Source organism: Paenibacillus sp. FSL K6-1558 (genome assembly GCF_038002565.1).
Classification (GTDB): Bacteria; Bacillota; Bacilli; order Paenibacillales; family Paenibacillaceae; genus Paenibacillus; species Paenibacillus polysaccharolyticus.
Map to the genome: position 1 here is coordinate 2461925 of NZ_JBBOCV010000001.1, position 20252 is coordinate 2482176.

The following is a 20252-nucleotide window of genomic DNA, read 5'->3' on the forward strand; positions in this document are numbered from 1 at the left end:
CTATCCTTCATTTGCCTATAATTCATGATATGAAATGTTACCATTCTAAATTGCCTAACTAAATATCATTTCATGTATACATGCATGGCGCTGCCTCTCTCCGGTTGGAACGCCAGTTCATTATAAGGTGTAGCCATCTCTCCAAACGTTAAAACCATACGTCCTGCAGTTCTTCAACGGGTTTCAGCCGGCGCAGGCGTTTCCGAAAAATACTGCATCCCTTAATGGAATTTCTACGGCTACGAACCCGTCTTTTTCCGTTCATCATCACGTGTTCCTCCTTGTAAGGTCATCTGGAATGCTAGTTACTTACCCTAGCCATCCAGCATTGAAACGTTGTGATGTTTGCATACGAGACGCTGACATGGTTTTAACGAATCTCTGACGGGCTTTTGCCCGTATATTGCTTGAACTGACGACTGAAGAAAAAGATATCCCGATAACCCAGTGCATCCGCAACTTCGGTCACGTTCATACCGGTATGCACCAGAAGATGTTCTGCCCGTTCAATACGCATACGAATAATATAGGACTGTACCGATGATCCGACAAGTTCCTTGAACTTGATTGAGAAATAACGCGGCGACAGACCGGCTCGCGCGGCCAGATCCTCTACACGATGTGTAATTCCGGGATGCTGGCGAACATAATTCGCTACCTCCTGAATCACATCGGACAACTGATTACTTACCTTTTTCTCCACAGGTTCTTCCGTATCCGCACGCAGTAAATGGATCATCAACTGCTTCAGAATCAGCCTGCTCTCTTCATCACGTCCATACACATCGGACAAAAACAGCCTTACGTAACGTGCAAGTAAATGCTCAAACTCCACAGTCTCCTGCACTTCACGGTAAGACTGAGGCACATCCACAACAGGCTCGTCCACATCGAAATGAATATATGTAAGCACCAGTGGTTTCTGCCTGTTATGCGTTGCGCTTGTATGGTCTCCCGGACGAAACAGGAAACAGCTTCCTTTGCCAACCTCGTAAGGCTGATCATTCAGAATAACCGTGCCTTCACCGCTCCACACGTAAAATAAATCATAATTTTGCATCGGTTTTTCTCGCTTCTGCCACTTCCAGCCCGGTTCACAGACTATTTTGGCGACAGCGGGCAAAATTACAAATGATGACGGCGATGCCTGCAGCATGTCGCCACTCCCCCTTGACAGTTAATCTCTTTAAACACTTATCCCATTATACAGCGGAATTCACTGAAACGAAAATGTACACTTCTCCCACGCGGCTTGCATCCGCCGTATCCCTTCGCGAATCTCCGCTTTTTCCAGATGAGCAAACCCGAAACATATTGCAGCATGCCCCGGAGTTAAGCGGTACTGCTCCACATCCCGGAACAAAACGCCCTCTTTATGAACCTCTCTGGTAAACCGTTCATAACTTGCTTTGTCCCCGTTCCAGATCGCATAAATGGTCAAACCGGCATCACCTGGTTGCATGGTGAAGGCTTGTGGCAACCACCGATTCATTTCCTCCACAAAAAAGTCATGCCGATCTCCATATAGCCGGGTTAATCGACGTAAATGCCGCATATATCCACCTCGTGTCATAAATCTGGCTAGTGCACGCTGTTCCAGCAGCGCGGGTGACACCGGTTCATACAGAGCTTTGGCAGCCAGAAGTGGCTCGACCAGACTGCTTGGCAATACCGCATAACCGAGCCGGAACGAAGCAGGCATCGTTTGGGAGAAGGAACCGATGTATATCACGCGTTGCTCACGATCAAGCACCTTAAGTGGTTCAATCGGTCGTCCGCCCCAGCGGAATTCACTGTCATAATCATCTTCAACAATAACGGCGTTTTGTTTTGATGCCCAGTTCAGTAAGGCTCGCCTTCGTTCCAGCCCTAGTACCGCTCCGGTCGGGAACTGGCGAGTCGGAGTGACAAATAACGTTTGTGCCTGCCAATCTTGCGGGATAATACCTCCTTCATCAACCTCAGCTGGTATCACCTCACCACCGCAGGATCTGACCGCATGCAGAACGCCTTGATAACCCGGACTTTCCAGCACCACCGGGCTTCCCTCGTGAATGAGTAATTGGGACAACAGCGTAATGCCTTGTATCGATCCACTGAACAGTACGATCTGGGAGGCATCCGTTTGAATACCACGTGTCCAGCGAAGATGTGCGGCAATCGCTTCTCGTAGCTCTGGATCACCCGCTGCACCACCTACATCTCGCCAGCCACTGCGATGAACCGCAGCGAGCGCACTTTTCCACTCGGCTTTTGGAAAATGTTCTGGAAGCAATCGCTGCATCCGAAAATTGATGACGGATTCCTGTTCCAGTTGAATCTCTTCACGTGAACGTTTGTGTTCTGCGGTTAATTCGCGAAGACGCTCTCCCCATGGAGATAAAGACAACACCGCTTCGCTATGATCGTTGTGATGCACGGACAAGGATTCCGTAACATAGGTTCCTTTTCCCGGATAAGCATGGACATATCCATCCGCAAGCAACATATCGTATACCTGGGCTACCGACCCGCGTGACATGTCGTACTGTTTCGCCAGTAAACGCGTAGAAGGCAACCGTGCTCCTGCTTCCAGTGTACCTGAATGGATCGCATCCCGCAGTGCGTGATATAACGCTTGATATTTATATCGATATTGGAGTTCGTATGAATCAAGTGGCAGCCATAATTCCATGTGGTTCTCCCCCTTAACATGTCTTCTTGATCTTTACTTCTATGTTCACTTCTATCTTTTCCTAGTCTTACTTCCTGCTTAAGATCATCTTCCATCCCAATTGGCCTATAAAAATCAATGTAAATTGGATCTATTTTACTGTCAATATTCGTTTTATGGTTATCTTCATGAAAAACAATACTGCAATCCTATTTCTGACATGTTCTAATACTTACTAAAATAATGGGGGAAATCACATGAGACGCAAAGAATTTTCGGTAGAAGAGGAACAGGAAATCATTACATTTTTGGACCAGTGCTCTTTTGGGTTTCTGGGTACCGTCAGCCCGGATGGAGAACCGAGAGTTACACCGCTGAATTTTGTATATATGGATGGTTGCTTTTATTTTCATGGAAGTTTAGCCGGGGAAAAAATGAAACAGATCAAACAGCACTCGTCCGTCAGCTTTACCGTGGCGGAGGAATTCTCGCTGATTCCTTCTTTTTTCAGTGATCCTGAACTGGCTTGTCCTGCAACCTCGTTTTTCAAAAGTGTCATGGCCTCCGGTCTGGCAGAGCGTGTAGAAGATCTTGATATTAAAGGCAAGGTACTGCAGCGGTTTATGGAGAAACTCCAGCCGCAAGGCGGTTATGTACCGATTGATGCACAAGACTCCCGCTACACCGGGCGACTCAAAGCTGTTGCTGTAGTTCGAATCGTACCGGATCGACTCAGCGCCAAGTTTAAATTCGGGCAGAATCTGACGCCTGAACGATTTGATCATATCAGCGGTGAATTGCATAAACGAAACGAAGGCCGGGATCATGAAACGGCTGAAATGATGCGAAAATATTGTCCGTACCATCAGGAGTAACACGCCAGATCCAGCCTTAAATTTATGCTAATATTGCATTCTGACCCCGCGCAACAACGCGGTGAAGTGATATAACTGTCATATTGCGTAATTTCCGTGACGGGGCCATGTCAAGGTGTTATAATGTTAGGCAGTGAATCACAAAGACTTGGAAGGATGAAAAAAATGAATCCACTGGCTGAACAGTTGAACGAAAGTATTCAGGCCGGCAGCAGTCACGTCTACTCCATGCTGTCACAACTCGGCAAAGAAATTTATTTTCCAAAAGAAGGTATCTTAAGTCAATCTGCGGAAGCAGCAAGCTTGGCCAAGACCTATAATGCAACGATCGGTATCGCTCTGGAGGGTGGAGTGCCTATGCATCTTCCGGTGATTCAGGAAAAGTTGTCCGCATTCCAGCCGAAGGATCTGTATCCTTACGCACCGCCTGCAGGCAAACCTGAATTAAGAACCGTTTGGAGAGAAAAGATGCTGAGAGAAACCCCTTCACTGGAAGGCAAATCTTTCGGAAACCCGATTGTAACGAACGCACTGACTCATGGACTCAGCATCGTAGCCGACCTGTTCACTGAAGAAGGGGACGCTGTTATATATCCGGATAAAAACTGGGAGAATTACGAGCTGACTTTCGGAATTCGTCGACACGGCCAGTTGATTCATTATCCATTGTTTGATGATCAATTGAACTTTAACAGCAACGGACTGCTTCAGGCGTTGCTTGCACAGAAGGACAAAGGAAAAGCCATTGTTCTACTGAACTTCCCGAACAATCCGACAGGTTACACGCCAGGCGGCGCAGAAGCAGATGCCATCGTAGATGCCATTCGTCAAGCTGCAGAAGCCGGTGTAAATGTTGTTGTGGTTACAGATGATGCATACTTCGGTCTGTTTTTTGAAGATTCCATTCATGAGTCTCTTTTTGGTAAACTGGCCAATATTCATCCACGTGTATTAACGGTGAAGATCGACGGAGCAACGAAAGAAGAATTCGTATGGGGCTTCCGTGTAGGATTCATTACATTTGCTCATGAAGATGCTGCTGTTTTGCATGCATTGGAGCAAAAAACACTTGGCATCATCCGTGCAACGATTTCCAGCGGGCCACATCCCTCACAGACTTTTGTTCTGGATGCGCTGAAAGCACCGGAGTTTGAAGCACAGAAACAAGAAAAGTTCGAGATTATGAAAGGCCGCGCCAACAAAGTTAAAGCAATCCTGGACAGCGGTAAGTATGGAGACGTATGGGATTATTATCCATTCAACTCCGGTTACTTCATGTGTCTGAAGCTGAAACAAGTCGGTGCTGAAGCACTCCGTAGCCATCTGTTGCACCAATATGGTGTAGGCACGATTGCACTCGGTGAATCCGATCTGCGGATTGCCTTCTCTTGTATCGAGGAAGCAGGTCTGCAAGAACTGTTCGATACGATCTACCGCGGCGTGCAGGATCTACAGACGACTTAGCATATAAGTAAATATAACCTTCTAACTTTAGACGGTTTCAAAAATAGAATCCTTTGCGGCACATTGCGAAAGCTAATGTCATCGCGAAGGGTTCTTTTGTTTTCTGGACAGAAGCCCAAAACACATATACACGGGCAGAGGCCCAATCAGCCTAACGCTATGGCACATAATATACGATGTACGCAAGGGCGTGCCAAACCATCACTCGAAAGGGGTATGACCCATGTCCCAAGTTGAAGATACAAGAGGCGGATACGGATACTGTGGCGTTGGAGGATTCACAAACATTGGTGCCATTCTCGTACTGTTCATCCTGCTCGTCATCATCACAAAATCCTTCCTGTACTAATACGCCTTCGCTATGTATACGCGCAAGACATCATGAGTTTACATCACACATCAAAAAGAAGGGTATTTCGGGATACAGCCCGAAATACCCTTCTTTTCTTACTCCTTCGCATAATTCACTTGTGTTGGATAAATCAAATAGCTCAACGAAGGTTTAAGCTAACTTGGTTCTTCTACTCGTCCTCTTCCTCTTTGAGCCATTTGCTACCCTGCGAACGACGCATCAGCACGATGACAAGTACACCAAGTATGAGTGCAATGCCTGTGATACTCAGTCCTTCCATTCCTGCTGCCAGCATCGGCAACCACATGAGCAATGCGGCTATGGCATGCAGTTGGAAGATGAAACCGAGCACCTGTGAACGGCGGCTCTCTCCTGAGATCGGATAAATCATGATCCAGAAGGATTCACCGTGACTGCGGCGCAGTACCCCCAGTTGAATGCCTGTAAGTAGCAGGAAGAACAGATATACCCCGATTCCGAAGTAACTGCCTGCCGTCCACCAGGAAAGCAACATACCCAGGATGATCAGACGCAGAACAATGGTGAATACTTCCGTTCGAATAAATGTTTTGGTCATGAGATATCGATAAGCCTGTCCCGCATTCCATGGAAGACCATTGCCCCATTTACTGAGCCATCGGCGAGAGTTCACCTTTTGCCCGGACGATGGCACATCGACAAACCAGCCTAATGTACGCATCACTCTGCCTGCTTGTGTCTGCTCCACCTGAATCAGACGTTCCCAAGCGACTCGGTGTTTGACAGGTACACGCAGTGCAACGATATAAACAGCGGCCAGTAGTAACAGAAACCAAAGGCTGCGTAGCGGCGGTTGCCATAACCAGGCTGCAACGGCAAGGATAGCTATGGCCCAGCGGAGTATCCGATATCCTTTGGACGCCCCAGCTTGAACCATCCTCAGTTCTTGCCATGCACCGTAACTGGACAACACTTTCCATAACACGAGAAACAACATGGACCAGCCCAGTGGTTTGGCATCTACATCTGACCTTACATAGAGTGGCCACAAGGTAAGAAATACAAAAAGTAACAACAGCATTTTATAAATTACGCCACGCACAAAGCTGTTTTTCAAATAATCCTGCATCCGGTACTCCTGCGGCCGCAAGAAGACAATATCTGCCGGAAGCAGATATGTACGATAACTGCTAAACAGTGCAAGCGGAGCCAGCAACAATAAAGCAATCCAGCGAATCGGAAATCCCGCAGGAATATTCTGTACAAAGGATGTATACCAAGCGGAGAAAGCGATGACGAGAAACAGAAATACCATCGCTACACCGCTCTGGATGACATAGCCCACATAAGGTAAAATTCCATTCCAAAAACCTGTCCGACGTTGCTTCCATAACAGCTTGAGATCCATACTAATCCCTGCCTTGCACGAGGGAATAGAACATGTGCTCCAGCGGTGTGTCAGGCTCTCCGAACTCCGTACGCAATTCGTTCAGTGTTCCTTGAGCAATGACATGTCCACGATGCAATACAATGAAGCGATCACAATAATTTTCAATCGTGGACAAAATGTGTGAACTCAGCAGAATAGAAGACCCGGCTGCTTTCATCTCCAGCATAAAATCAAGCAGTGAACGAATCCCCAGCGGGTCGAGCCCCAGAAACGGTTCATCAATAATGTAGAGTGGCGGTCCTGCCACAAAAGCACACATAATCATGACCTTTTGGCGCATCCCTTTGGACAGATGTGTGGATAGACTTGTGCTTTTCTCATTCATGCGGAACAAGTTCAGCAGTTTCTCTGTCCGTTGTTTGAAATCCGCCTCGGACACATTGTACGCCCTCGCCGTAAATTCCAGATGCTCCATGACGGTCATTTCATCATACAATTCGGGAGATTCCGGTACAAAGGCCATCGCAGATTGGTAGATCTGTGCATCCTCATCCCGTTTTTTGCCCATTACCCGAACTTCTCCCTGTTGCGGAGTCATCAGACCGAGAATATGTTTCATCGTTGTACTCTTGCCAGCACCGTTTAATCCAATCAATCCGACCATTTCTCCGCGGCCTACTTCCAGATTCACGTCATGAAGCACTGGCCGTTTGGCACTGTAACCACCACTAAGCCCGCTGATTTGCAGCACAGGCGATTGAACATTTTCCATCTATCCCTGCACCCCTTTCATCCGATTATTCCTCAGAGCGCGGCGCTCTGTCTTTGCTCCACTTGGGTGCTCCCTTGTTTTTGCGGTTCTGGTCGCTATCTGTGCGGCCTCCATTAGCACTAGGCTTGCCGCTTGCGGGACGCTGACCCGAATTCGAAATGGTTGCTCTCGTCCCTGGCTTCCGGTTCCCCTGAGCTGGCTTACGATCACGGGACTGTCCTGGTTTCCGCGAGAACGAATGTCCTTCAGGACGCGTATCTGGCCGCGGATCAGCCACCAACACTTTACCGCCGAACAACGTACGCTCCTGCAATTCAATGCCGAGTTCACGAGCGAATTTACGCATGATGAAAATTTGCGTTTCATCGACGATGGACAATACAATTCCTGAACGTCCCATTCGGCCTGTCCGGCCTGCACGATGAACATAGTGCTCTGAGTCAAAAGCAGGGTCATAGTTGATGACCATTGGCAAACCTTCAATGTCCAGTCCTCTTGCCGCCACCTCGGAGGCGATCAGCAATTGAATTTTGCCGTTACGGAAGGCGGCGAGTACGTTGCTGCGAGTCACTTTGTCGGCATCTCCGTACAGCGCAGCTGCGGACAACCCGAGGTGATTCATTTTTGCCTCAACCTCACCGATGTCCTCCGTTGCATTCACAAAGACGATAGCGCGATCCGGGTTATACTGTCTAACAAGACGACGCAACATATCGATCTTGTTGCGGCTCTCTTCCACAAAATAATAATGTTCAAGTCCGGCAGCCGTCGCACGATCCGGTTCAATACCGATATGAACAGGCTCTTTCATCTCGCGCTTAGCAAGTGTAGCCGTATGTTCGTCAATTGTAGCTGACAGGAAGATTAATTGACGGTCGCGCAGCGCGCTTTTCAGCACAAATTCCACGTCACTTACACCGCCGAGCTGGAACACCTGATCCGCTTCATCGATAACAATCGTCGATACATTGTGCATTTTTAGCTTTTTAAGTGTGATCAGTTCCTTCAACCGTCCAGGTGTACCAACAACCAATTCTGGATGTTCACGCAATTTCTCAATCTGACGTTTCACGGCAGCGCCGCCAATCAGACCTTGCACACCGATGCCACGACCCGTACCGTAACGCTGAGCCTCACGTACGATTTGCATTGCAAGTTCCTGCGTTGGTGCAATAATCAGTTTTTGGGTTCCTTTAATATCACTTTTAATGGATTGTAGTAGTGGTAGCAGGTATGCCAGCGTTTTGCCTGTTCCCGTCTGCGACTTGGATACGACATCCTTGCCTTCCAATATAACTGGAATGGTCTGTGCCTGTACCGGGGAAGGTTCGTTAATGCCGTGCTCAGCTAGCAATGCTCCCAGATCCTCTGCTACGCCAATTGATGCAAAAGTTTGATTCGTCATGTATTCCATCCTTTAAATTTATTCGTAAAAAACAAAGCCTGTCATCACATTACCTTTCATTATATGCGAAAAAAGCCCGCTTACCAAATCTTATTGCCGAAATGTTCAAGTCTGCGCAAAAAAAAGAAAAGCCCCTCGGCGGAGCCCTTCTTCATCCGATATATAGTGCACTCGTTACATTCTACTTCTGATTCATTACACCGTGTGACAAGCGGTCGGCCAGTCTAGGAAACAACTGATACAACCAAATGCCAGCTGATGCCAGCCGTGGCAGATTCACTTCTTCCTTACGTTTCTTCATGGCGCGAATCATGTGACCTGCTACATTCTGTGGTGTCAGCATCAGCCAGCGCACATTGTTTACGTAATTCCCTGAAGGATCGGCACGATCAAAAAACGGTGTATCAATGGGACCTGGATTAATCGTCGTCACAGTGATGCCCGTCTTGCGCAGTTCCTGACGTAAGGCATTACTGAATCCAAGTACAGCATGCTTTGTAGCTGTATAAGAGGCTGATTTGGCAGTACCAATTTTGCCAGCCATCGAAGCAACGTTTACAATCTGACCTTTGCCCCGTTCCAACATATGTGGAAGCACTGCTTTGGTACAGCGGACAATGCCCATATAATTCACGTCCATCATCTCATCGAATTCTTGTACAGACATGTCTGTCATGGCAGCAAATTTTCCGTATCCGGCGTTATTCAGCAAAATATCGATTCGTCCGTATTTATGTAACATCGCATCTACAGCCGTCTGAACCTGCTCACTGTCTGTAACATCCAGCGTAAGCAGTTCATGCCGCCCCTGTAGTGAAGCACCAATCTGATCCAGCTTGTCCCGCGAACGGGCAGCCAAAATCGGGATGGCTCCTTCCTCGATCAGCATTTGCGCGCAGAGCGCACCGATTCCACTCGATGCTCCTGTTATAAAAACAACCTGATCTTTCAGCATGGTTGATGTCCTCCCGTAATAAAACACATTGGGCCTCATGAAGGCCTATGCTTCTATTTTACGAGATCATCACCTGAATATCCATCTGTCCAATCCCATCCATCAACAAAGGAATACTAAGCGCCTTCGTTGCAGTAAATGTGGCTAAAATTTCAGATTGCATAACCTGAGGAGGCGTAATATCCACGACAACGCCTTGGTTGGACAGGATTGTACTTGCATTACCACTGATCATGTTACCGAGCTCCGAGATCGCACTTTTACTCATATCGTCCATCTCGGTGATGACAAAACCACCCATCATAGCTGAAACAATTTTCAAAGCCACCGTTTCTTGTATACCAAAAACAATATTTCCGCTCAACTGCCCCGTCATTCCAATCACGATCCAGACATGGTCAGCAATGTACTCTACATTCTTGACGCCAAGATTCCCGGTGGAAGGCGAAACCTGGATGAGCTGTTCAAAAACGTTGCGTGCAGATTCCAGGAATGGGTTAATTACTTCCGCTTTCACTGTATATGTCCTCCTCACACTGGGTTATTGGTCACACACCAAAAGTCCCATATTCATTAAATTTATTATACTTTATCACGTACGAGAATTCATTAAGAATTCAGGAAACCTTGTGTACTATAATTTATCGTCATTAGAATAGCAAATGTTTATAGCTGTTTTTGTCGCTTTACACTTTTGGAAGGAAATATTATTCCCTCATTGACTCTGTAAAAAGACACTAGGACTTTTATACCGGTTATGTATATAGTTAAAATTTTAAATTTTGGCTTGCTTCACATTTATTCCATATATTTAGTCCATTAGTCTACTTTCAAATAGGCATCTGCCCTTCATTGCTCTGATCTCCGTAATCCCCTATAATTTAAGATAAAAGAAACATAACCCGTCACGGAATTCACTGCATGACACATGACATACAGAGGATATTTTGTTGCAAGGAGGCCGTATATGAACATCAGCCAACTCGAAACGCTGATTACTATTTCCAAAACGATGAGTTTCCGTAAAGCGGGAGAACTTCTTAACTTGACACAGCCGGCTGTCTCCGCTCAGATCAAAAGTCTGGAAGATGAATTCAACACCGTGCTTGTCGATCGGAACCAGCCAGTAACCCTCACAGATCGCGGACAGGTTTTTCTGGAACATGCTGAACGGATGCTCGATATTGTAGACGAGTTGAAACAAAAGCTGTCCGATCTTGATGAAACACCACAAGGACGTATTGTACTCGGAACAACAACGTCCATTGCGATTCAAATATTGCCCAGGGTGCTCTCTTACTTTCAGGATCAATTTCCACTCATTAAAACAAGCATACAATCTCTGCCTTCCGCGCAGATTTATACACAGGTCGAGAATGGTCTGGTGGACATCGGAATTGGATATCTGACAGAACGGAACCCTAACCTTAGTACATCCGTGCTATACTACGATACATTTGAACTTGTTGTATCCCCTTCCCACCCGCTGGCGAAGAAAAAACATGCCGCGGTTGATGTACTGCGGAGCACACCTCTGATTCTCCTGTCCCCGGATACGGTTGGGCGTCGGTTTACGGAAGCCGTTTTCAAAAAATATAACATCGAACCCAATGTTGTCATGGAGTTGTCGAGTAGTGAAGAAGTGAAACGAATGGTGGAGATTGATCTCGGTGCAGCCATTATCTCCAAACAATCCGTTGCACAGGAGCTGCGGCAAGGTACGCTCCGAATGATTCCTTTAAGTGAGCTTGAGGTCAGCCATCCTGTAGGTGTCATCTATAAATCCAGTCGTTATCTGAATTCGGCGATGCATCAGTTTCTGAGTGATCTCAAAGGCATGCCGGAGACTCAATTTATTAGCTCGGAATAAAAACATAGGCAAAGAAAGGGTAGGGATTCCATATGAAATTTGATCTTCATACACACCATTTCCGCTGCGGTCATGCGGACGGCAACATCAGAGATTACATTGAAGCAGGCATTGAGGCAGGACTTCAGGCTATTGGAATCTCGGATCACACCCCTTACTTTGGCAGTGAACTGGAGCAGGCGCATCCACGAATTGCGATGGGTAAATCCGAATTACAACATTATGTAGCTGAAGTGCTCGCGTTAAAAGAAGAATATGCCGGAAAAATTGACGTTTTGCTTGGAATCGAATCCGACTACTTTCCAACACATGCTGAATTGTACCGGACAACGCTGGGACAGTACCCGTTCGACTATATTATCGGTTCCGTGCATCACACGGAGGATATCAGTATTTTCAACAAAACTCGCTGGAACGGACTAAGCAATGCTCGCAAAATTGAAGTGAAAGAAGGCTACTATGCTTTAATCGCAGAATCGGCCCGTAGCGGCATGTTCCAGATTCTTGGGCATATCGATGCGATGAAAGGCAATTATCCACCGTTCTCCGAAATTATTGCAGACCATGCGATTGACGAAGCTCTCCAGGTGATAGCCGGTGCCAACGTTGCGATTGAGATCAACACCTCGGGCAAAACCAAGCTTAGTGGCGGTTGGTACCCTTCCGATGCTATTCTGGAACGTGCCAATCATTACGGTGTAAAAGTGACATTTGGTTCAGACGCTCATATCCCGGGCCGGGTAGCAGACGAGCTTGACCTTGTGCGCACACGTCTGCGGGAGATCGGTTTCACCGATTGGGTGTATTTCAAACAAAAGCAAATGCAAGTTGTTCCTCTATAAAAGATGGCGAAACACAAAGATCCCCACGCAGCAAGAATACGCGTGAGGATCTTTTCTTTTCTTGTTTTATCTAATAATCTGTCCATTCATTCTGAACAAAAAAAAATGAACCCGCTCATCGCGGGTTCCAACAGCATTATCTATTATCAAAAAGGGGGTCATGAGATAAGTTTACCCCTTGTCTGTTAGAGTTCAATTGCAACTATATTTCAATTGTGTAACAAATGATTGAAGTTCGTTTCAGTTACCTTATCCTCTATTACGTTATGATATTCCCGGCTTGTTCGATGCCAACTTATGAAGCTGTTCGAGGTACAGATCATGCTGGAACTGTTCCCGGTACATACCATACACCTTAACATCCATTGAACTTTCGAATGCGTTGTCTTCTCCATCGTTCAGTCCATATGACGGAAGAATCCGCTCATAAGTCATGCCCATCTTAAGCAGTACCCGTTCAGAAGAAGCGTTGGCCTCATAACAGCGTGCTTCAACTCTCCACAGATGAAGCTCATCAAATCCGAATGTCAGCAGGCGATGCACCGCTTCTGTTGCCACGCCTTTCCCCCAGCACGTCTTGTCCACGATGTAACCGATCTGTGCAGTCCCTTTTTGATCATTCCAATGCTGAAAAGAGGTAATACCGATCACTTGCTCTCTGCCTTTCCAACAGATGCCATAATGCAGTGAATCCAGCTTGGCACTGCTGCTCCGAATCTGGTTTAACAATTTTCTCGCCCGAATGGGTGGAGGCTGGCTCCCACGATTGACGTACCGAATCACTTGAGGATCAGATAAGAGTTCCGATAAAGTGATGTAATCACTTTGACGTAATGACCGAAGTACAAGACGCTCTGTCCATAAGGCTGGTAGCCCTTGGATTAGCATATTTCGATTAAGCATGACAATCACTCCTTTGCCTAACGGGCTTTAGTCCGGTAAGACAAGCAAGCTCTAAGGATGATCCGGCATGATACTACTGATTGAATGACATAAATTGTAGTATGTCCTGTCATTGTTCAGCTTTATTCGGTCATGACACTCCATTTACTCTTGTAATCCACGATAAATGCCTGAGCGTATTTCACGAATATATGCCTCAAGCGCCGGTATTTCTGCTTTTTGTGCGATACGTACTTCATGTTCAATGTCGTAAGGAACCCGAACAAACTGAAGATTAAACGGTTTTTGACTATCATCGCCGTATTCCCCTTCAAGAATGCAATATGAAGCCTGCGGAAAATCGAGTGGATTTCCTACGCTGCCTGTATTAAATAGCATTTTTCCATCCAAATATTGCAGAAACGCATTATGCACGTCACCATAACCCACCACGTCAGCCGCTCCAGCCTCTGATTCGTCCGTCGGAGGATCAAACATCGCCAGTCGCTTCTCCATCTCATCCCATGGCTGTACACGGTGATATACACTTTGCGGTGAAGCATGAACTAATCGAACAGTGCGTCCGCTTAATTTGAATTCATAACTGAAGGGAAGGCTCGCCAAATAAGATACTCTGTCTGCTCCCAGTCGCTCAGCTTGCCATGTGAAATCACGGACATCCTGATTGACTGCGATCAGTTCATCCCAGTTGCCACGAATGACCACTTCACATGCCGCTCTGACCTGATCCACCACTTCAGCTGGTTGCGGTCCTTTGCCCACAAGATCACCCAGACAAAATATCCTGTTCAAACCACGATGCTGAATATCTTTCATCACAGCTTCCCAGGCAGTCATGTTGCCATGAATGTCGGATACAATTGCTATACGTTCCATCTGGTTACCCCCCATTCATGTTTGTTAAGCCTCATCTTTCACTTACATCATCCCGGCTTAAATGAAGCACGGTTAATTCAGGTCTGCATAGAAAACGAATGGGAAGCTGCGTCATACCAAATCCCCGATTCACGTAAACGGGCATCTGGGGTTTAGATGTATAATGCAATCCCTGAACATATTTACGTGAACCCCGCGGAGTTGTCATTGCACCGAACCAGGGAAATCGAACTTGACCACCATGACTGTGACCGGAGAGTTGCAAACCAAATCCATGCGGAGCAGCATAATCGGCATAATCCGGTTCATGCATAAGTAGCAGTTTCCATACACTCTCACTTAACCCTGTAACGGCCTCGTCCAAGTCGGGCTCTCCTGTTAACGCATCATCCAGACCTACTACTGCAAACTTTTCATTTCCACGTTCGATAACGATATGCTGGTTGAGTAAAAGGGTAAGCCCGCTTCACGGAACATATCTATGACGTCCTGCTGTTGCCGTCCTCGATAATCATGATTCCCGAGTACCGCAAACTTCCCATACCTTGCTGTCATAGAGGCTAGAATCGGTACACACTCACGCATCGGCTCGGATTGTCTCTCAACGATATCTCCGGTAAAACAAATGAGGTCCGGTTGCTGATCCTTGATCTGTTCTGCCAGCTTGCTCAACTCTTTTCGTCCTGTATGGAAACCAAGGTGTACATCACTGAAATGAACGACACGCAGTCCATTAAACGCTTCAGGAAATGAAGGGAACTTAAGATCAATATGATTGACTTGTAGACGCCGAGGCTCCCAAAGCGCGTATCCCAGTGTCAGCACACTAGCTACCACAGTCATCACGTGTTTTCGTAGTTGGAACATTCGACGAGAAGGGTCATGATCCTTTTCTTTTCCAGGAAAAAGAGGTGCATTCGAACCGTTTGGCCCGTTCGAGTGTCGGGACGGCGAGTTTCCGCTGTTCAACCGTGGTGTCTTTCCCATCATTCCCCTCCTCGGGTCAGTTTTCTTAAAAGTTGTTATAGGTAATATCCATCCCTGTAGTATACCATATTCTGCCTAGGATGCCCGCTTCCTTCGGTTGATGACAAAAGAAGCCGTGACCCGCCAAATTCTGCGCGGGATCACGACTTCTCGGAGAAGCAGACGTAACCTCTGCCTCTCGTTTACAGCATTATACACCCAGCCAACGTTTGAACATATGCTTGGTGGTTTGTTTATTCATCTCAGCGATGGACGTTGTGAGCGGGATGCCTTTTGGACATGAACGCACACAGTTCTGCGAGTTTCCGCAACCTTCAATACCGCCATCGTCCATCAACGCTTCCAGACGTTCTTCTGCGTTCATCTCACCTGTAGGGTGAGCGTTAAACAGACGTACCTGGGACAGCGCAGCTGGACCAATAAAATCAGTTTTTTCGTTAACGTTCGGACAAGCTTCGAGACATACGCCACAAGTCATACACTTGGATAACTCATAAGCCCACTGACGTTTCTTCTCAGGCATCCGAGGCCCTGGACCAAGGTCATAGGTACCATCGATTGGAATCCATGCTTTAACGCGCTTCAGAGCGTTAAACATCCGCGTACGGTCAATGACAAGGTCACGTACCACCGGGAAAGTTTTCATGGGTTCAATGCGAACGGGTTGTTCAAGCTTGTCGATCAAAGCTGCACACGCTTGACGCGGTTTGCCGTTAATAACCATGGAGCAGGCGCCACACACTTCTTCAAGACAGTTGGATTCCCAACAAACCGGCGCAATGGATTTACCATCCTTATTTACCGGGTTCCGCTGAATTTCCATCAGGGCGCTGATGACGTTCATATTTGGACGGTACGGAAGTTCAAACTCCTCGGTATAGGAAGATGACTCCGGGCTGTCTTGACGGGTGATAATAAACTTGACGGTTTTACTCACTGTTGCTTGTTCCGCCATATCTTTGTCCCCTCCTCTGGTGACGATGATTGTATTGCTGGTGCGCAAAGCTGGATGTTTGGGTGCTCGGGTAGACGCTCCGGTCGCGGAATGCCCTTTGGATCGCTGTTATCCCCGAATTTCTTTGACCAACCCTTCACAGGGTTGAAATTCGGTGATAAAGGCGAACGCTTCGCTTCTTTCGGGCATTTCCGCTCTCTTCGCTATTAGTCTTTTGAGTAGTCCCGGATACGTGGTGGAATCAGGGATACGTCGACTGGCTCGTACGAGATTTGCGGGCCTTCTTTCGACCAGCTCGCGATAGTCGTTTTCAGGAACTCTTCATCGTTACGCTCTGTGAATTCCGGTTTGTAGTGCGCTCCGCGGCTCTCGTTACGCAGCAATGCGCCAAGTGTCATCGCTTCAGAAAGCTCAAGCATGTTCCACAACTGGCGAGTAAATGCCGCACCCGGATTGTTCCAGCCGGAGTTGTCGTACATGTTGATTTTGCTATAACGTTCTTTCAGTTCCTTGATTTTGCCAATGGTTGCTTCAAGTTTGTCATTGTAGCGAACCACCGTCATGTTGGCTGTCATCCACTCGCCCAGCTCTTTATGAATCACATAGGCATTTTCCGTACCTTGCATTTTCATGATGCCTTCGTATTTGTCGGTTTGGCGCTTGGTATAACCATCGAATACAGAAGAAGAGATATCAGCGGATGATTTCTTAAGACCTTTGATATATTCAGCTGCCTTAGGTCCTGCCACCATACCGCCATAGATTGCGGATACGAGTGAGTTTGCACCCAAACGGTTTGCACCATGATATTGATATTCACATTCGCCAGCTGCAAACAGCCCTGGAATGTTTGTCATTTGATTATAATCTACCCACATGCCACCCATGGAATAGTGAACGGCCGGGAAAATTTTCATCGGGATTTTACGCGGATCGTCACCCATGAATTTCTCATAGATTTCAATGATTCCGCCCAGTTTGACATCCAGTTCCTTCGGATCCTTGTGAGAGAGATCGAGATATACCATGTTCTCGCCGTTAACACCAAGTCCCATGTCTACGCAAACGCTGAAGATTTCACGTGTTGCGATATCACGCGGAACAAGGTTACCGTAGGATGGATATTTCTCCTCAAGGAAGTACCAAGGTTTGCCGTCTTTGTACGTCCAGATTCGTCCACCTTCACCACGCGCAGATTCGGACATCAGACGCAGCTTGTCGTCTCCTGGAATCGCAGTCGGGTGAATCTGAATGAACTCACCGTTGGCATAATTCACACCTTGCTGATATACCGCGCTTGCAGCCGTACCTGTATTGATTACGGAGTTTGTTGTTTTACCGAAAATGATACCCGGACCACCGCTTGCCAGAATAACGGCTTCGGCCGGGAACGTTTGGACCTTCATCGTTTTCAGATCCTGGGCTACGATACCGCGGCATACCCCTTCATCGTCCACAACGGCTTGCAGGAACTCCCAGTTCTCATACTTGGTTACGAGACCCGCTGCTTCCCAGCGGCGTACTTGCTCATCGAGTGCGTACAACAGCTGTTGACCCGTTGTTGCGCCGGCAAATGCCGTACGGTGATGCTTCGTTCCTCCGAAACGGCGGAAATCAAGCAAGCCTTCCGGTGTACGGTTGAACATAACGCCCATCCGGTCCATCAGGTGGATGATGCCAGGTGCTGCTTCACACATCGCTTTAACGGGTGGTTGGTTGGCAAGAAAGTCTCCGCCGTATACCGTATCGTCAAAGTGTACCCATGGGGAGTCGCCTTCCCCTTTCGTATTTACCGCACCGTTGATACCGCCCTGGGCACATACGGAGTGGGATCTTTTAACAGGAACCAGTGAAAATAAATGAACATGGACTCCGGCTTCAGCCGATTTGATCGCCGCCATCAAGCCTGCGAGACCGCCGCCCACAATAATTACATTCGATGATGCCATTGCTAGTTCACTCCCTTAGTAAGTAAGCGTTATTCATAAAATTTAAGATCAGTAAATGTTAGACCAAAACGGATTTTACCGCGTCAATCATTGAAGTTGCTGTTTGGAAATCAACGTTCCGGAAAGCAAACAACGAAGCGATAAACATGATGGATACGAGTACGAACAAGCTCATGCACACATACGAAGATACCCGCTGCGCACGAGGTCCGACCGTAATTCCCCAGCTAACGAGGAACGACCAGAGTCCATTGGCAAAGTGATATGACGCCGCAACCACACTGATCAGATATAAAATAAATGTTACCGGATTCATCACGATGTTATGGATAACACCGCCCAACTCTTCGTGTGTTACGTTGCCGAGAGCCACTTGTACACGCGTCTCCCATACGTGCCAGATCACAAATACAAACGTGATGACACCACTGATCCGCTGCAACGTATAACGCCAGTTGCGTTCATTGCCGTAACGACCCACGTTAGGCTTGGCCTGATAAGCAATGTACAGACCATATACACCGTGATAGAACAGCGGCAGCCAGATCAGAAACGTTTCCAAAACAATAACGAGCGGCAGGCTGTTCAAGAAGGCAACCGCACCATTAAAAGCTTCTTTGCCGCCTTCAACTGCTGAGAAGTTCGTCACCAGATGCTCTAGAAAAAACAAACTGAGCGGAATGACGCCAAGCAAGGAGTGCAGCTTTCTCGAGTAAAACCCTTTCATAAAATGTCGATCCCCTTTCGCTAAATACAACGTTTTCATAAATCCATTCTTATATCATGACACGAATCCTTCTTACATGGGAAGGTTCGACAAATTGTTCCGTTTTGATCAGGTGTGAACAACTTGTGTCACAATTCATGTTACTCCTTTTTTTCTTATAAGGGAATTGCAATATAATTATTAAATGTTATAACCTATAGGTATAAGTGTTGAAACAAAGGTTTTGTAAGGGTTATACCATTGAAACTACGATTTCCCTAACCTATGTAACCATTCAAACAACGAGACTAAACGCCATACAATAAGGCAAACAATTAATCAAGGGCAAGAATCACACTCATAATGAAGAGAGGTTTGTGTTCATGTTCGAAGAATTAAACGCATTCGCAGCGGTTGTAGAGCAATCCAGTCTAAACCGTGCATCCAAGCTACTGAATCTGTCTCAGCCTGCACTCTCTCGTAAAATCTCCAAGCTGGAAGATGAACTGGGCGTATCCCTCTTTCATCGCCGCGGCAAACGATTGGAATTAACCAGCGTAGGCCAACTAGCTTACACCTTCGCCGTCGAGCAGAAACAACAGCAACAGAAATTTCTCACCATGTTATCTCAATACAAGGACGAGGAACAGAGCATTATTACGTTAGGAGCGAGTTTGACGACACTACAGACCACCTTACCTCCACTCGTCAACGCTTTTATGGAGAAGCATCCTCATGCAGAATTAAAGCTGCTAACAGGCAAAACCCATGAGATCGTTTCTTTTGTTCGTGATAAAAAAGCCGATGTGGGCATTGTAGCCTCATCCATTAGCGAAACGGGACTCAACTGTGTTCCACTATTTGACGATCACTTGGAGCTGGTTGTGCCGCTAACGCACCCGCTTGCAGGCAAGGAAGCAGGTATGGAGCATCTGCAGGATCTGCCGATGATTACGTTCTCCAAAGGAACATGGTACCGCAAACTGACAGACGATCTGTTCCAGCGTTGCACCGTAATGCCTGACATTCGCATGGAGATTGATTCATTTGAAGCCATTATCCGTCTTCTGCCGACCTGTAAAGCCGCCGCCCTGCTTCCCAAATCTTATCTTCGTCCTCAGCTGCTGGCAGATAACGACCTCGTTGCCGTGCATTTACCTCAGTTGAAACAGACCCGAAGAACAACTTGCATGATCTATGGGGAAAAAGAAAACCTCAGCGAAACCGCCAGACAATGGGTCAGGGAGACTGCTGCATTTTTTACAGCAAAGGCGTCATTGCCCTCACGAAGGACAACAACGCCTTGATATAATCCAGAA

Annotated in this window: 20 protein-coding genes; 6 read left to right on the forward strand and 14 right to left on the reverse strand. The window is 47.0% G+C overall.

What is annotated here, in order from left to right; genetic code table 11:
- Nucleotides 1–370: 370 nt before the first annotated feature.
- Both MHI38_RS10585 and pdxR read right to left on the reverse strand, forming a co-directional pair.
- The gene (locus MHI38_RS10585) at nucleotides 371–1156 is read right to left on the reverse strand and encodes an AraC family transcriptional regulator (protein ID WP_090919385.1); all 786 of its coding nucleotides are present in this window, start codon (nucleotides 1154–1156) and stop codon (nucleotides 371–373) included.
- Nucleotides 1157–1216: 60 nt separating this feature from the next.
- Nucleotides 1217–2674 (reverse strand): MocR-like pyridoxine biosynthesis transcription factor PdxR, encoded by a 1458-nt coding sequence (gene pdxR, locus MHI38_RS10590; protein WP_221789939.1) that lies wholly within the window; start codon nucleotides 2672–2674, stop codon nucleotides 1217–1219.
- 236 nt (nucleotides 2675–2910) lie between these two features.
- On the opposite strand from pdxR, the gene MHI38_RS10595 reads away from it, so the two are divergent.
- From MHI38_RS10595 to MHI38_RS10605, 3 genes are all read left to right on the forward strand, one after another.
- A complete protein-coding gene (locus MHI38_RS10595) occupies nucleotides 2911–3528 on the forward strand; it encodes a pyridoxamine 5'-phosphate oxidase family protein (protein WP_090919393.1) in 618 nt (205 codons plus the stop codon).
- A gap of 165 nt (nucleotides 3529–3693) precedes the next feature.
- The gene (locus tag MHI38_RS10600; protein WP_090919398.1) at nucleotides 3694–4992 is read left to right on the forward strand and encodes an aminotransferase class I/II-fold pyridoxal phosphate-dependent enzyme; all 1299 of its coding nucleotides are present in this window, start codon (nucleotides 3694–3696) and stop codon (nucleotides 4990–4992) included.
- Between the two features lie 223 nt (nucleotides 4993–5215).
- Nucleotides 5216–5341: a YjcZ family sporulation protein gene (locus tag MHI38_RS10605; RefSeq protein WP_208606778.1), complete on the forward strand. Its 126-nt coding sequence runs from the start codon at nucleotides 5216–5218 to the stop codon at nucleotides 5339–5341.
- A 172-nt stretch (nucleotides 5342–5513) separates the two neighbouring features.
- Here the strand turns inward: MHI38_RS10605 and MHI38_RS10610 are convergent, their stop codons facing one another.
- From MHI38_RS10610 to MHI38_RS10630, 5 genes are all read right to left on the reverse strand, one after another.
- A complete protein-coding gene (locus MHI38_RS10610; RefSeq protein ID WP_221789940.1) occupies nucleotides 5514–6731 on the reverse strand; it encodes an ABC transporter permease in 1218 nt (405 codons plus the stop codon).
- 1 nt (nucleotide 6732) lies between these two features.
- Complete coding sequence (locus tag MHI38_RS10615) at nucleotides 6733–7485, reverse strand: ABC transporter ATP-binding protein (protein WP_090919407.1); 753 nt, start codon at nucleotides 7483–7485, stop codon at nucleotides 6733–6735.
- 25 nt (nucleotides 7486–7510) lie between these two features.
- The gene (locus tag MHI38_RS10620; RefSeq protein WP_221789941.1) at nucleotides 7511–8890 is read right to left on the reverse strand and encodes a DEAD/DEAH box helicase; all 1380 of its coding nucleotides are present in this window, start codon (nucleotides 8888–8890) and stop codon (nucleotides 7511–7513) included.
- Between the two features lie 181 nt (nucleotides 8891–9071).
- Nucleotides 9072–9845 carry an SDR family NAD(P)-dependent oxidoreductase gene (locus MHI38_RS10625; RefSeq protein ID WP_090919414.1) on the reverse strand — a complete coding sequence of 258 codons (774 nt, stop codon included), beginning with the start codon at nucleotides 9843–9845 and terminating at the stop codon, nucleotides 9072–9074.
- A gap of 58 nt (nucleotides 9846–9903) precedes the next feature.
- The gene (locus tag MHI38_RS10630) at nucleotides 9904–10362 is read right to left on the reverse strand and encodes a chemotaxis protein CheX (RefSeq protein ID WP_090919417.1); all 459 of its coding nucleotides are present in this window, start codon (nucleotides 10360–10362) and stop codon (nucleotides 9904–9906) included.
- Nucleotides 10363–10812: 450 nt separating this feature from the next.
- Between MHI38_RS10630 and MHI38_RS10635 the strand changes: the two genes are divergently transcribed.
- The gene (locus MHI38_RS10635; protein ID WP_090919420.1) at nucleotides 10813–11715 is read left to right on the forward strand and encodes a LysR family transcriptional regulator; all 903 of its coding nucleotides are present in this window, start codon (nucleotides 10813–10815) and stop codon (nucleotides 11713–11715) included.
- Between the two features lie 32 nt (nucleotides 11716–11747).
- Nucleotides 11748–12557: a histidinol-phosphatase gene (locus MHI38_RS10640; RefSeq protein WP_090919423.1), complete on the forward strand. Its 810-nt coding sequence runs from the start codon at nucleotides 11748–11750 to the stop codon at nucleotides 12555–12557.
- A gap of 264 nt (nucleotides 12558–12821) precedes the next feature.
- Here MHI38_RS10640 and MHI38_RS10645 read toward each other — a convergent pair whose 3' ends face one another.
- The 7 genes from MHI38_RS10645 to MHI38_RS10675 all read right to left on the reverse strand — a co-directional run bounded on the left by MHI38_RS10645 (nucleotide 12822) and on the right by MHI38_RS10675 (nucleotide 18954).
- Entirely contained in the window at nucleotides 12822–13460 is a 639-nt protein-coding gene (locus MHI38_RS10645) for a GNAT family N-acetyltransferase (RefSeq protein WP_154891047.1), read from the reverse strand.
- 144 nt (nucleotides 13461–13604) lie between these two features.
- Nucleotides 13605–14336 (reverse strand): metallophosphoesterase family protein, encoded by a 732-nt coding sequence (locus tag MHI38_RS10650; RefSeq protein WP_154985051.1) that lies wholly within the window; start codon nucleotides 14334–14336, stop codon nucleotides 13605–13607.
- 31 nt (nucleotides 14337–14367) lie between these two features.
- Nucleotides 14368–14700, reverse strand: a complete 333-nt coding sequence (locus MHI38_RS10655) for a metallophosphoesterase (RefSeq protein ID WP_341181247.1) — start codon at nucleotides 14698–14700, stop codon at nucleotides 14368–14370.
- A 35-nt stretch (nucleotides 14701–14735) separates the two neighbouring features.
- On the reverse strand, nucleotides 14736–15323 hold the full coding sequence (locus tag MHI38_RS10660; RefSeq protein ID WP_341181248.1) for a metallophosphoesterase: 588 nt from the start codon (nucleotides 15321–15323) through the stop codon (nucleotides 14736–14738).
- A 190-nt stretch (nucleotides 15324–15513) separates the two neighbouring features.
- Entirely contained in the window at nucleotides 15514–16278 is a 765-nt protein-coding gene (sdhB, locus tag MHI38_RS10665) for a succinate dehydrogenase iron-sulfur subunit (RefSeq protein ID WP_090919432.1), read from the reverse strand.
- 206 nt (nucleotides 16279–16484) lie between these two features.
- Nucleotides 16485–18227 (reverse strand): succinate dehydrogenase flavoprotein subunit, encoded by a 1743-nt coding sequence (sdhA, locus tag MHI38_RS10670; RefSeq protein WP_154891050.1) that lies wholly within the window; start codon nucleotides 18225–18227, stop codon nucleotides 16485–16487.
- 58 nt (nucleotides 18228–18285) lie between these two features.
- Entirely contained in the window at nucleotides 18286–18954 is a 669-nt protein-coding gene (locus tag MHI38_RS10675; RefSeq protein WP_090919438.1) for a succinate dehydrogenase cytochrome b558 subunit, read from the reverse strand.
- A 362-nt stretch (nucleotides 18955–19316) separates the two neighbouring features.
- On the opposite strand from MHI38_RS10675, the gene MHI38_RS10680 reads away from it, so the two are divergent.
- A complete protein-coding gene (locus MHI38_RS10680; RefSeq protein WP_154891051.1) occupies nucleotides 19317–20240 on the forward strand; it encodes a LysR family transcriptional regulator in 924 nt (307 codons plus the stop codon).
- Nucleotides 20241–20252 lie beyond the last annotated feature (12 nt).